The sequence below is a fragment of the Streptosporangium sp. NPDC050148 genome (assembly GCF_055586505.1).
In genome coordinates this window covers 75615-88351 of sequence record NZ_JBVJIA010000018.1, presented here as the reverse complement: position 1 = coordinate 88351, position 12737 = coordinate 75615, and the positions used below count along the sequence as shown (strand labels likewise).

Sequence of the window (12737 nt, the reverse complement as noted above, 5' to 3'; positions counted from 1 at the left end):
CGTATGCGCTTGTCCGGATACGCCTGTCTGTGCGACACACCTGTCCGCGGGACGGGGGCACGCCACGCGGCGTCCCCACGTCACCCACGGGGTCAGAGCCTGCCGAGGCCGCGGGCCAGGACGGTCGCGGTCCGCGCGATCACCGTGCTGTCGGCGACACCGTCCGCGGCCCTGCGGTTGGTGTAGACCGCCATGATGACGGGCGCGGCCGATCCGCGGGGCCAGATGACCGCGATGTCGTTCCCGGCCCCGTACGACGAGCTCGTGCCGGTCTTGTCGCCGATCTTCCACGTCTTCGGCAGGCCCGCGCGGATGCGGGCGTCACCGGTCGTGTTGGCGATCAGCCAGCCGTTCAGCCGCTCCCGGTCCTTGGCGGTGAGGGCCTTCCCGGCCGTGAGCGCGCGCAGGTCACGTCCCATGGACGCGGGCGTCGTGGTGTCACGCCTCTCCTTGGGGCTCCAGTCGTTGAGCTCGGTCTCCCACCGGTCCAGCCGGGAGATCGGGTCCTTCAGCGTGCGGAAGTACCGGGTCAGGCCGGCGGGGCCGCCGATCTGCTTGAGCAGCATGTTGCCCGCGGTGTTGTCGCTGTGGGTGATGGCGGCGTCGCACAGCGCCACCACGGTCATCCCGTCGTCCACGTGCTCGGAGGTGATCGGGGAGTGCTCCTTCACCTCGGCGGCCGTCCAGCGCACGACCCTGTCCATCAGGCCCGGGTCGGAGGTGCGGGCCTTGTGCAGCACGGCCGCGGCGGCGACCGCCTTGAAGGTGGACAGCATCGGGAAACGCTCGCCCGACCGGTAGGAGATCGTCCTCCCGGTCGCGGTGTCGACGGCGTACGCGCCGATGCGGCCCTTGAAGGACGCCTCCAGCGCGCGCAGTTCCCTCCTGACCCCGGCCTCGCCCGGCGCCTCCTGGACCACCGCCGTCGCCACCGCCGGTACGGGCGCGGCCGAGGCCGTACCACCGCCGAGCACGCCTCCCACCAGGAGGGGGAGGGTCAGGGTGCTCGCGTGCAGCGCCGTCAGGCGGCGGGAGCGGGAGGTGAGGTGTCGCATATCGGTTCCCCTGCTGTCGTCATCGGATGGGAGAGGGTGCGGCGCCCGGCGCGGATGGGCGGGCGTCGCCGTACCGGTGCCGCCCAGGCAGCGGGCGTGGCACCGACCGAAAGTCTCGCGCCGCCCTTCGATGCCGTCAAAGACGGAAACAGGGCCTTCCATGCTCTTTTGACATAGACTCCGCCGGTGGATGTCCTCGGAGCGTGGAGAGCGTTCGTCAACGTGAGCGAGCGGGGGAGCTTCACCGAGGGCGCGGCGGCCACCCGCGTGCCGCAGTCCGTCGCCAGCCGACGGATCGCCGGCCTGGAGAGACACCTCGGGGAGCGGTTGTTCGACCGGTCGTCGCGCGGGGCGCGGCTGACCCCGTTCGGACGCGACATGCTGCCGTCGGCGAGGCGTCTCGTCCGCCTGGCGGACGACATGGAGTACGAGGCCGAACGCGCCAGGCTCAACCCCCTGCGCTTCGCCGTTCCGGACATCTGCGCGGTGCGCGACCTCGCACGGCTCGACGCCGAGGCGCGCCGGAACGGCATCCGCCTCGACTTCCAGACCGCGGCCCCGGCCGACCGGGCGGAACTCGTCCGCTCCCGCCTGGTCCGCGCCGCCCTCACGGCCGCGCCGCAGGGCGACGCCGTCTGGTCGGTACGGCTCGGCCTGGCCGGTGCCACCGGCCTCCTGCCCGGGACGGTCTACGTCGAGACCCTCCGGGCCGGCCGCGCCGACCGGTCGTCGCGCAGGAGCCGGATCTGGATCCAGCCCGAGGACGACGTCCCCCACATCCGCGACCCCCTGTTCCGCGTCCGTGACGCCGTCGGTCTCCAGCCCGCGCAGGTCGGCGTCGCGGCCACGCTCACCGCCGCGGTGGCGGAGGTCCTCGGCTCGGCGGACCTGCTGCTGTGCTCGGCCAAGCAGGCCGGGGAGCTGGGGCTGCACTGGCGCCCGGCCGGGGAGATCCGGCCGGTCCGCGGCTTCGAGGTGTCCGCGGCGGCCGGGGACGACGCCGAGCGCGTCCGGACCCGTCTCCGGGACGCGATCGCCCGCTGCCTCGGCGCGGACGACGACGACCGGGAGGAAGGGGCGCCGTCATCGCCGAGAGACTGACCCGCGAGCTCCACCGGATGCTCGACGACGCGGGACTGCGCGGGTCGTTCCTGGTCCGGGACCTGCGCACCGGCGACGAGATCGGCATCGAGCCGGACCTGGAGTTCCCGATCGCCTCCCTGGTCAAGGTCCCGCTGGCCATCGCGACGCTGGAGCGCGTCCGCAGGGGTGAGCTGGACGGCTCCGCGGAGATCCTCGTGGAGCCGGGACCGGTCACCACCCCGGGGCCGACCGGGCTGAGCAGGTTCCGGCACCCGGCCAGGATCGCCGTGGACGACCTGCTCTACCTCAGCGTCGCCGTCAGCGACAACACGGCGACGGACGCGCTGTTCGCCCTCACCCCGCCCGCCGGGGTCGCGGCGGAGCTGCACCGGCTGGGGCTGCGCGGCATCACGGTCCGCCACACCATCCGGGAGCTCAGCGAGACCCCGGCCGAACGCCTCGACCCGGCCGACGCGCACCTCGCCCACATCCTGGCCATCGAGGCGGCGACGGCGGGGCGCGGGCACCGGATCCCGCAGCTGGACGTCACGCGCGCGAACTCCGGGTCCGCGCGCGCGTTCGCCGACCTGCTGCGGGCCCTGTGGACCCCGTCCGCGATCGACCCCGGCACGGCCGGACGGGTGCGGGGCCTCATGGCCGACAACCTCATACGGCACCGGCTGGCACCCGACTTCACCTCCGACGCCACGCGATGGTCCTCCAAGACCGGCACGCTCCTCAACCTGCGCCACGAGGTCGGCGTGGTCGAGCACGCCGACGGTCAGGTCTTCGGGGTGGCGGTCCTCACCGAGTCGCGCGTACCGGCCGTCGACCAGCCCGGGGCCGAGGCGCTCATGGCGCAGGTCGCGCGTACCCTCCGCGACCGGCTGCGACAGGGATGAGGCGCGGGGACACGGGCGGGACACGCGCGGGACACGGTCGAAAGCGCCCGTGGTGAGGCGCGGATCAGGGCCTGCGGGACCTCCCGGTGACCGCGGCCTTGCCGAACACCCACGGGTTCGCCTCGCACTCGGCGATGAAGTCGCCGGGGAAGCCGAGCTCGAACTCCGTCGCCGCCTCCAGCCGCCGGATCGCCTCCTCGGGCAGGACGACGTCGACCGACCCCAGGTTCTCGGCGAGCTGCCCGGCGTCCCTGGCGCCGACGATCGGGTGGACGATGTCGTACCGGGCGCGGGTCCAGGCGATCGCCACCTGGGCCGCACCGACCCCCAGCTCGTCCGCGACCTCCCGTACGGCGCGCGCGGCCGCGTGGTCGCGGTCGGTGAGGGTCGCCGGGTCGATCCGGGTGGGGGCCTCGACGCCGCCGGGCGCGGTGAACTTCCCGGACAGCACGCCGCCCGCGAGCGGCCCCCAGGCGGCCACGCTCATCCCGAACGCCTCCGCCATCGGCAGCAGCTCCCGCTCGGCGTCGCGCCTGAGCAGGTTGTAGGGCACCTGCAGGCCGGCGAACGGTGTCCAGTCCCGCCACTCCGCCAGGGTGTTGGCGCGGCTGACCAGCCAGGCCGGGGCGTCGGAGATGCCCACGTACAGGATCTTCCCGGCGCGGACCGCGTCGTCCAGCGCCCGCATCGTCTCCTCCACCGGGGTGTGCCGGTCCCACAGGTGCACCCAGTACAGGTCGATGTAGTCGGTACGCAGCCGCCGCAGGCTGCTCTCCAGCGACAGGGCGAGGTTCTTGCGGTGGTTGCCCGCCGCGTTCGGATCGTCCTGGTCGCGGGAGAGCGTGTACTTGGTGCAGACGACGAAACGATCGCGGCGCCCCTCCAGGAGCTCGCCGAGGACGCTCTCGCTCTCCCCGTACGCCGACGCCGTGTCGATGACGTTGCCTCCGGCGTCGGCGTAGACGTCGAGCATGGCACGGTGCTCCCGCGAGGCGTCCACGCGTTCGCAGAAGGACATCGCGCCGAAGAACACCTCGGACACCCGCAACCCGGTCCGGCCCAGCAGTCGATGACGCATGAAGTCCCCTTTTTCGCGTTTCCTGGTGAGTTTCGGTGACGGATCCCGGTGACACAGCCGGGACTCGCGGTGACACGGTGAACCCGGCGACCGTCCACCGTGCTCGCCATGTTCACCGTGCTGGCCATGCTCACCGCGCTCACCGAGCCGGCGCCGGTGAGCGCCCGCGGGCATCAGCGTGCCCGATCGGGGCACGCCGAGACAGGCCGCGCCGAGACGGGCCCCCGCAGGGCCAGGATCGGTTCCCGTGTTCTCCTCCGCAGGGTGGTGACCCGGGACCCACCGGCATCCGGCCCGGGTCACCGCGCCATCACAGGCTCACGCGGTCACGCGGTCACGGGATCCGGGGACGAGGACGACGAGGGCGAGGACGACGACGGGGACAGGCGGATCAGGGCGACGCCGTACGCGACGATCCAGACGACCCACAACAGCCAGCCGGACAGACCCAGGAGGCCGAGCGGGCCGGCCTGGTCGACGATCAGGGGTGCCAGGGTGGCCGAGGTGAACAGCAGCGCGGCCGACGTCAGCCCCAGGGCGCCGTGCCAGGGACGGATGAGACCGGCGCGCCGCCCGGCGACGGACAGGCCGATGAGGGCGAGTGCCAGGAAGGTGCCGTTGAGGGTGAACAGCGCGTCGTGCAGGGCCCAGAGGGCACCGGTCGCGGTGTCGCCGGGCGCGCCGGTCGAGGCGAGCGCGAGGCGGGTCGCGATGACCGCGGCGAAGGTGGCGTTCTGCAGGGCCAGGCCGGTGAACCCGAGCAGCGACCACGCCTCGCCCCGGTCGCGTTCGGAGCGCCGCAGGGCCGAGACCGCGCCCGCGCCGAACAACGTGGCCAGCAGCCAGGCCGCGGGCGTGAGCGCGGACGAGACGGCGACGACATCGCTCCCGGTGCCGAAGAACGCGCTGACCTCACCGACGTCGGCGCCGGTGAGCGGCAGGCCCGCGGGCACGATGATGGCGTTGGCAAGGACGATCACGGAGGCGAAGCCGAGGGCGGCGATGCCGGTGATCCGGGAGAAGCCCATGGTGGCCCCTCCGAATGATTGACGTGACATATATTCATTATAAGGACCGTAAAGCGATTGGGGGAGCGGTGAGTGCAGAGCAGGACCGGCGCCGCTACGAGTCGTTGCGCCGGGCGACGCAGGCGCGGGAGACCCGGGCGGAGATCGCCCGCGCCGCCCACCGGCTGTTCGTCGCGCAGGGGTGGGCGGCGACGACCGTACGGGAGGTCGCCCAGGAGGCGGGGGTCTCCGTGCCGACGGTCTACGCCGCGTACGGCAACAAGGCGGGGCTGACCAGGGCCCTGGCCGACGCGGCCGACCTGTCGGCCGACGTGCCACGGATGCTGGAGGAGCTGGAGGCCTTCGCGAAGGACCCCGGGCGCCAGCTCGCGGCGATGGCCGCCTACGACCGGCGGCTGTTCGAGCGCGCGGGCGACGTGATCGCGCTGGTACGCGAGGCGGCCCGTACCGAGCCCGAGCTGGCGGCGGCCTACCACGACGGCCGCAGACGGGGCGACGAGACCCGCGTGCTGGTGTTCTCGTCCTGGCCGCAGGGCGTGCTGCGCCGCGGCCTGGACGTGCGCTCCGCCGTCGACGTCTACGCGGCCCTGTGCAACATCGACGTCTACGTCACGCTCACCGTCGAACGCGGCTGGCCACCCGACCGGGTCGAGCGGTGGTGGAGCGAGGCGCTGGCCCGCGAACTGCTGAACTGACACGCCCGCCACCCTGCCCGCCCTCGGGCGGCGGTGTGGTCGTGCCGGGCGCGGTCAGCCCTTCTCCGCCGCGACCGCCTCGCGTACGGCCGGGGCGATCTCCCCGCCCCAGCGGCCGAGCAGGACGGCGTCCGGCGAGCCGTGGTCGGCGGAGAAGAGGACGAAGCCCGACGCGCCGTGCTCCAGGACGGCCCCGGTCAGCTCCTCGACCCACTGGTCGACGGAGCCGCCGATCCAGCGGCCGTCGCGGTCACGGGTGGCGGGCAACGGCCGGTCGGTCACGCGTCCGGGGAAGTTGAAGACCGTGCGGATCTCCCGGGGATCGCGGCCAACGGCCGTCGCCGCCTCGTCGATGACCGGCCGCGACGTCCGGTACCGCTCGCTGAGCCAGTCCGCCGCGTGGCCGGGGATCCAGCCGTCGGCCACCCGGCCGGTGGCGGCCAGGGACCTCGGGCCGACCGACCCGGTCCACACGGGAGGCGCGGCCACCGGGGCCGGTTCGATCCGGTCCACCCGGTAGTGGCGGCCCCGGTGGGTGACCGGTGGGCCACCCCCCGACAGCAGCCTGACCAGCGTGATCGCCTCCTCGAAGGCGTCCACGGCATCGCCCGGGGACAGCCTCGGCACCCCCATGTCGGAGATCCGGTCCCACAGCCCGCCCGCGCCCATGCCGAGCACGACGCGGCCGCCCGACAGCGCCGACAGCGAGGTCACCGTCCGCGCGAGCATGGCGGCGGGCCGGGTCGGCAGGTTGGTGACGTTGGCGAAGGCCGAGATGCGCCGGGTGTGCCCCAGGACGAACCCGATGGAGGCGTAGGCGTCCAGGCGCGTGCCGAGGTAGGGATGGTCCGACAGCGACAGGACGTCGAGCCCGTCGCGGTCGGCCTGCCGGGCCGTGCGCAGCAGCTCCGGCACGTCGTCGATCCCGGTGTGCGCGCCGAAACCGAAGACGACGTCTGGTAGGGACACGGTCCTGCCTTTCGTTCGAGGGGGGTTTGTGTCGATGCACGGTCCCTCCACGGGGACCTTCGTGACGGTGCCCCGCCGGGGGCGTGCGGGGGGCCTTCGAGCGGTGACTTCGAGCGGTGACTTCGAGCGGTGACCTCGGGGGTGCCCTCAGGCGGTGCCGAACTGCTCGGTGAAGCGGCCGGTGAACAGGTCGGCGCCCTTGTACCGGACGACCGTCTCGACCGGCACGACGGCCGGGCCGTCGGGGGTGGGCAGCTGCCCGACCCCGTCACGCGATCCGAGCGGGAGCAGGATCATGGGGTGGGACAGGGGCCGGTAGGTGGCCGTGGGCCGCTCGCCGCGCAGCCGGGCGGTGATGTTCCGCGCCACCACCTCGGCGTGCTGCATCGCGTACCCGGCCATCTTGGCCTCGGCGACGTCGGTGATGTCACCGATCGCGTGGACGTGGTCGTACCCGCGCACGGTCAGGCTCTCGGTGACGGGGACCTGTCCCCGGGCGGTGCGGGGCGTGAGCCGGTCGTCGGCGAGGTAGTCGCTGTTGACGCGCATGCCGTGGGCGCGGAACCAGATGTCGGCGGTGATCTCCTGTCCGCCGTTGGTGGCGACGGTGAAGGTCCCGGCCCGGCCGGGCTCGACCGGCGGCGGTGCGACCAGGCCGGTGCCCAGGTGCACGTCGATGTCCAGGTCGCCGAGACGGCGGTGCAGGTCCTGGCGCAGCTCCGGCCGGAAGCCGGGCAGGAGCCCCTCGGCCGGGTCGACGACGGTCACCCGCTTGTGCGGCCAGACCTCCCTGATCTCCCCGGCCAGTTCCAGGCCGACCGGTCCGGCGCCGAGGATCAGCACCCGCTCGGCCTTGGCCAGCTCCCCGTGGGTCCGGCGGAGGTCGGCCAGGATCTCGTCGGCGGAGTCGGCCTCGGGCTTGGCCGGATAGGCGTAGCCGGAACCGGTCGCCAGGACCAGGTGGTCGGCCGCGACCCGCTGGCCCGACGCGAGGGTGACGCCGCCGGGATCGACCGAGGCCGCGCGTTCGCGGATCAGCGTGCCCCGCGTCAGCCACCGGTCGTAGGGGAAGAACAGGTTGCCCGCCCAGTCCGGCCGGGTCAGCGCCCGCAGCGATCCGGCCGAGTTGACGAACGCGTCCCGGGGGTCGATGAGGACGACGTCGGCCTCGGGGTCCAGCGCCTTGGCGAGCGCCGACCCCCCGTACCCTCCGCCGATGATCGCGACCGTACGACTCATTGTGCCCACTCCTGAAGGAAAGAGGTTTAGTTCGTACTACGAACAATATTAGTTCGTAGTGCGAACTTCAACCTCTTCTGCGGGGCGCGGTGTCGCGCGCTCAGTTCTCGGGGGTGCTCCGGGCCCCCTCGTCCGGCTCCAGGAAGATCATCGGGACCTTGTTGTCCAGCACGACGCGGCCGAGCAGGGCGGCGAGCGTGTCGCGCTCGGCGTCCTGGAGTCCTTCCGACAGCGTCTCGATCCTCCGGCAGGTCTCGGTGTAGAACTCCCGCGCGAGCCTGCCGCCCCTGGGGGTGAGCGCGACCCGCACCGCACGCGTGTCCCGCGGGTCCGTCTCGCGCCGGACCAGGCCGTTGCGCTCGGTGCGGTCCACCAGGCCGGTGAGGCTGGACTTGGCCAGCCTCAGCATCGTGCCGAGCTCGCCCATGCCGTACGGCTGCGCCATCAGCACGCACAGCAGCTGCCCCTGCTGGGGGGTGAGGCCGTACTCCCGGCCCGACTCGGCGTACACGGCGTTCACCAGGAACGTGGACCGTACCAGCGCGGACACGATCCCGAACCGCCCGTCATCATGCTTGTCCACCGGGTCAGGGTAACAGTCCGGGAACCGGATGATTCGCGAGGCGAACCATCCCGCGCCGCGTGGACGAGGCACTCCCGTGCCGCCGTGGCGCGACGGGGACGGCGGCGTGCGCGTCCGGGTCCCGCGCCCGGCGTCGGGAACGCGCGGCCCTGCGGGATCTCATGTCCCCGATCTCATGTCCCCGAGGTCCCGCGTCCCCGCGTCCCCGGATCCCGTTTCCAGGTTTCCGTTGTCCCCGTGCCGCGCACCCGTCTCCTGTACGGGGGCGCACCCGCCCGGCCACCGGATCAGGCCGGGGGGAGCGTGCCCGAGGCAGTCAGATACGCAGAGATGTCCGACCACCGACTCCCGTACGAAGGACCTTCATCCGTATGAGCATGACCGTTCAGCGCAGTACCGCCGCGGGCCGCGGAACCGGCCGGCGGATGCGCCGCACCGCGCTCGCCGGTGTCCTCGCCGCCGTCCTGGGCGCCTCCGTGACCGGGGGCGCCCTGCCGGCCGGCGCGGCCGAGACCCCCGTGTCGCAGGGCCGCGCCGCCCTGGCCTCCTCGTCCGAGCGGGGCGACCTGTCCCCGGCCGCGGCGGTCGACGGCAGGAACGACACCCGCTGGTCCAGCAGGTTCGACGACCCCCAGTGGCTGCAGGTGGACCTGGGCAGGCCCACCGCGATCAAGAAGATCGTGCTGAACTGGGAGCACGCCTACGCCACCGCGTTCCGGATCCAGACCTCCGACGGCGGCGGGCGGTGGAGGACGGTCCACCGCACGACCGCGGGCAAGGGCGGCGTGCAGACCCTCGACGTCTCGGCCACCGGCCGTTACGTGCGGCTCCACGCCACCGAGCGGTCCAGCCGGTACGGCGTCTCGCTCTGGGAGTTCCAGGTCTTCGGCAAGGGGACGGCCGCTCCCGCGCCGAGCGCCACCCCGACCACCTCGACCGTCCCCAAGCCGAGCTCCACCCCGAGCAGGACCCCGACCTCCGGCCCGAGCGCCACCCCGACCACCTCGGCCGCCCCCAGGCCGAGCACGACCCCGACCAGGACGCCGACCTCCGGCCCGAGCACCCCGGCCACCCCGGTCCCGGAGGTCCCCGTGGAGACCTCCGCCAAGAAGGGGGTGGGCGTGTGGCAGGCGCCCGGTGTCAGCGCGGCCCTGGCCGCCTCCGGTGCGAGCTGGTACTACACGTGGGCCCCGCACCACAACGGTGTCACCACCCCCAGGTCGGCGGAGTTCGTCCCGATGATCTGGGGGGCCGCGAGCGTCACCGACGAGAACCTGGCCCAGGCGAAGGCCGCGGGCCCGTACCTGCTCGGCTTCAACGAGCCGGACCTGGCCGAGCAGTCCAACATGAGCGTGGAGAAGGCGCTGTCGCTGTGGCCGAGGCTGACCGCGACCGGCCAGAAGATCGGCAGCCCCGCCGTCGCCTACGGCGGTGACACCCCGGGCGGCTGGCTGGACCGGTTCATGACCGGGGCGTCCCAGAAGGGGTACCGCGTCGACTTCATCACCCTGCACTGGTACGGCGGCGACTTCCGCACCGAGGCCGCGGTCGGGCAGCTCAGGTCCTACATCCAGGCCGTGTACGAGCGCTACCGCAAGCCGATCTGGCTCACCGAGTTCGCCCTGATCGACTTCTCCAACGGCGTCCGCTTCCCCACCGACGCCCAGCAGGCCGCGTTCGTCACCGCCTCCACCAAGATGCTGGCCTCGCTGCCGTACGTGCAGCGCTACGCCTGGTTCGGCCTGCCCTCCTCCGACACCGAGCCCAACAGCGGCCTGTTCCGGAGCAACGGCGCAGCCACCGCGGCGGGCCGCGCCTTCCAGGCGGCCGGCTGACGTCCGGCGGCGCCCGGCCGTGACCGGGGGCGCTCGGTGGCGGCGGGTGGTGGCCCCGGTCAGCGGAACACCCGGTCCCTGGCGGCCGGGAACCTGTTGATCAGCCGCATCGCCGCCCTGGACGTCGCGAACGCCACGGAGTTGGTCGTCACCGACTGGCTCAGGGCCCTGTTGGACGCCTTCACCGCGGCGAACCCGTACCGGCGCATCCGTCGCTCGTAGCCGGCGATCGCCGCGGTGAGGGCCCGCCCGTCGACGGTGCCCGCGTCGCGGGCGGCGACCAGGGCGGCGCACAGCACGCCGGCGTCCCTCAGGGCGGTGTTGGCGCCGATGCCCCGGGAGGGCGGCATGCTGTGGATCGCGTCGCCGAGCACGGTCACGGTGGTGGCGGGCCACGGTCGTACCGGCACCGCGGTGCGGATCGTGAACGCCGACAGCGAGGAGGGCGACGACTCCCCGACGATCTGCCGTACGTGGGGGTGCCAGGTGCGCACGAGGTCCAGCGTGAGCTCCCGCAGCGCTTCGGGGCCGAGGTGGTCGATCCCCCCGGCCGGCAGCGCCTCGCGCCGGGCGCTCAGGCCCCAGACCAGGTAGTCGCCGGTCTCGGTGGGCAGCATGTGGGCGGGCAGGTTCGTGCCGGGCGCGGTCTCGTGCGTGGCGAGGAACATGTTCACTCCTCCCGGGGCGAGCACCATGGCCGGCCCGCGTCGCAGCTGGGACGGGAGCAGGTGACGGGTCGCGGGGGTGAGCGGCAGGCGCCCGCCGACCCCGGCGACGCCGGTGTCGGCCCTGCCGCCGTGCGGCAGCAGTTGCGCCCGTACGCGGGAGTGGGTGCCCTCGGCGCCGACGAGGACGGATCCGACGGCGCGGTCGCCGTCGGCGAAGTGAGCGGTGACCGCGCCGTCGGCACCGGTCTCGTAGCGCAGCAGTTCCTTGCCGAACCGGACGCGGTCGCCGAGCCCGTCGAGCAGGATCTGGCGCAGCGTGAACCGGTTGATCGAGCGGTGCACGGCGACCGGGTCCGGCGGTCCGTCCGGTGCGGCGACGTTGAGCGACAGCAGTTCGTCGAGGCCCTCGGAGAGCCAGGCGAACGCCCTCGGGGGGCGGCCGCACGCCGCGTCGAGCAGTGCGAACCGTTCGGCGGGCAGGCAGGAGTGCAGGGCACGGCTGCCGTCGGGGTCGAGGTGGATGCGGTATCCCTCCTTGAACGCGTCGGGTGAGGCGGCACGCTCGAACACGGTGACGTCCACGCCGGCCTTGTGCAGCCCCTGGGCCAGGCACAGGCCGCCGATACCGCCACCGGCGATGAGGACCGTGAACATGATGATCTCCGTTCTGCTGGGGTGTGAGTCGTCTCGGTGGTCGGCGTGCGGGAGGGCGCGGGCCATGTCGCACGGCCCTGCCGCGGCGGGAGCGCCGACGGTGCCGCCGAGAGGGGGACGGGGTCCGTCGGGGTACGGGCGGCACCGGCCGGGTGGGCGCGGAGGGGACAATCGTCATGGCGGAGCGGATCTCGTCGCGGAGTCCGTTACACTGAGTTAACTAAAGAATTTAGCTTAAAAGTTTAGGTATTTGTACTGGGGCGGTCCCAGACGTGTCAAGTCCGTTGGAGGAGACGTGAACCAGCAGGACGGCCCGGATCGGCGCGAGGCCCTGCAGCGTGACCTCGGGCGCCAGCTCGGCAGCCGGTTCAGCACGGCGATCGTGCTGTTCCACACGGCGGCCGCCGAACGCCTGGGCCTCAACGTGACCGACTACAAATGCGCCGAGATCCTGTTGCGCCAGGGACCCACCAACCCGGGGCGGCTCGCCGCGGTCACCGGCATGTCGACGGCCGCGACCGCCCAGGTGCTCAACCGGCTGGAGAAGGCCGGTCTGATACGCCGCGAGCCGGACGCGACCGACCGGCGCCGCACGATCGTGCACCCGGTGGACGACGGCGTGGCGCAACGGGAGCTGGGGCAGATCTTCGCCGGTTTCGGTGCCCGGGTGTCGGCGGTCGTCGACGACTACGACGAGGAGCAGCTGCGCACGCTCACGGACTTCGTCGGCCGGGTCGCCGAGATCCTGGAGCAGGAGACGCTCACCCTGCGGCGCGGCGGGGACATCGGGCCCCCCGCCGGCCCGGCCCGGCGAACGGCCGCGCCACGGGAGACCTGACCGGCGGATCCCCGGAGGCCCGTCGCGGGCGGCCACCGGTGGTGCCCGTGGCGGAGGCGATCCTCCGGCCCGTCATGACCCGTCATGACCCGTCACGGACCGCCCGGCGC

The 12737-nt window shown here is 73.2% G+C and carries 12 protein-coding genes; 5 read left to right on the top strand and 7 right to left on the bottom strand.

Annotated features, from left to right (window positions below; all coding sequences use genetic code 11):
• Positions 1 to 92: 92 nt before the first annotated feature.
• Positions 93 to 1055: a class A beta-lactamase gene (gene bla, locus ACZ6RT_RS21285; RefSeq protein WP_470155553.1), complete on the bottom strand. Its 963-nt coding sequence runs from the start codon at positions 1053 to 1055 to the stop codon at positions 93 to 95.
• Between the two features lie 186 nt (positions 1056 to 1241).
• On the opposite strand from bla, the gene ACZ6RT_RS21280 reads away from it, so the two are divergent.
• Positions 1242 to 2156: a LysR family transcriptional regulator gene (locus ACZ6RT_RS21280; RefSeq protein ID WP_470155552.1), complete on the top strand. Its 915-nt coding sequence runs from the start codon at positions 1242 to 1244 to the stop codon at positions 2154 to 2156.
• A gap of 17 nt (positions 2157 to 2173) precedes the next feature.
• On the top strand, positions 2174 to 3040 hold the full coding sequence (locus ACZ6RT_RS21275) for a serine hydrolase (protein WP_470155551.1): 867 nt from the start codon (positions 2174 to 2176) through the stop codon (positions 3038 to 3040).
• A gap of 64 nt (positions 3041 to 3104) precedes the next feature.
• On the opposite strand, the gene ACZ6RT_RS21270 is transcribed toward ACZ6RT_RS21275, so the two are convergent.
• Complete coding sequence (locus ACZ6RT_RS21270) at positions 3105 to 4118, bottom strand: aldo/keto reductase (RefSeq protein WP_470155549.1); 1014 nt, start codon at positions 4116 to 4118, stop codon at positions 3105 to 3107.
• Between the two features lie 326 nt (positions 4119 to 4444).
• Positions 4445 to 5176, bottom strand: a complete 732-nt coding sequence (locus tag ACZ6RT_RS21265) for a hypothetical protein (RefSeq protein ID WP_470155547.1) — start codon at positions 5174 to 5176, stop codon at positions 4445 to 4447.
• 38 nt (positions 5177 to 5214) lie between these two features.
• Here ACZ6RT_RS21265 and ACZ6RT_RS21260 point away from each other — a divergent pair, with 38 nt between their 5' ends.
• Positions 5215 to 5841 (top strand): TetR/AcrR family transcriptional regulator, encoded by a 627-nt coding sequence (locus ACZ6RT_RS21260; RefSeq protein WP_470155545.1) that lies wholly within the window; start codon positions 5215 to 5217, stop codon positions 5839 to 5841.
• Between the two features lie 54 nt (positions 5842 to 5895).
• On the opposite strand, the gene ACZ6RT_RS21255 is transcribed toward ACZ6RT_RS21260, so the two are convergent.
• From ACZ6RT_RS21255 to ACZ6RT_RS21245, 3 genes are all read right to left on the bottom strand, one after another.
• Positions 5896 to 6810 (bottom strand): LLM class flavin-dependent oxidoreductase, encoded by a 915-nt coding sequence (locus tag ACZ6RT_RS21255; protein ID WP_470155543.1) that lies wholly within the window; start codon positions 6808 to 6810, stop codon positions 5896 to 5898.
• A 147-nt stretch (positions 6811 to 6957) separates the two neighbouring features.
• Complete coding sequence (locus ACZ6RT_RS21250; RefSeq protein ID WP_470155542.1) at positions 6958 to 8049, bottom strand: NAD(P)/FAD-dependent oxidoreductase; 1092 nt, start codon at positions 8047 to 8049, stop codon at positions 6958 to 6960.
• Positions 8050 to 8149: 100 nt separating this feature from the next.
• Positions 8150 to 8632 carry a MarR family winged helix-turn-helix transcriptional regulator gene (locus tag ACZ6RT_RS21245; protein ID WP_399195110.1) on the bottom strand — a complete coding sequence of 161 codons (483 nt, stop codon included), beginning with the start codon at positions 8630 to 8632 and terminating at the stop codon, positions 8150 to 8152.
• 371 nt (positions 8633 to 9003) lie between these two features.
• Between ACZ6RT_RS21245 and ACZ6RT_RS21240 the strand changes: the two genes are divergently transcribed.
• Positions 9004 to 10467 carry a glycosyl hydrolase gene (locus ACZ6RT_RS21240; RefSeq protein WP_470155540.1) on the top strand — a complete coding sequence of 488 codons (1464 nt, stop codon included), beginning with the start codon at positions 9004 to 9006 and terminating at the stop codon, positions 10465 to 10467.
• 59 nt (positions 10468 to 10526) lie between these two features.
• On the opposite strand, the gene ACZ6RT_RS21235 is transcribed toward ACZ6RT_RS21240, so the two are convergent.
• Positions 10527 to 11789 (bottom strand): FAD-dependent oxidoreductase, encoded by a 1263-nt coding sequence (locus tag ACZ6RT_RS21235; protein WP_470155539.1) that lies wholly within the window; start codon positions 11787 to 11789, stop codon positions 10527 to 10529.
• 295 nt (positions 11790 to 12084) lie between these two features.
• Here ACZ6RT_RS21235 and ACZ6RT_RS21230 point away from each other — a divergent pair, with 295 nt between their 5' ends.
• Complete coding sequence (locus ACZ6RT_RS21230) at positions 12085 to 12627, top strand: MarR family winged helix-turn-helix transcriptional regulator (protein WP_470155537.1); 543 nt, start codon at positions 12085 to 12087, stop codon at positions 12625 to 12627.
• Positions 12628 to 12737 lie beyond the last annotated feature (110 nt).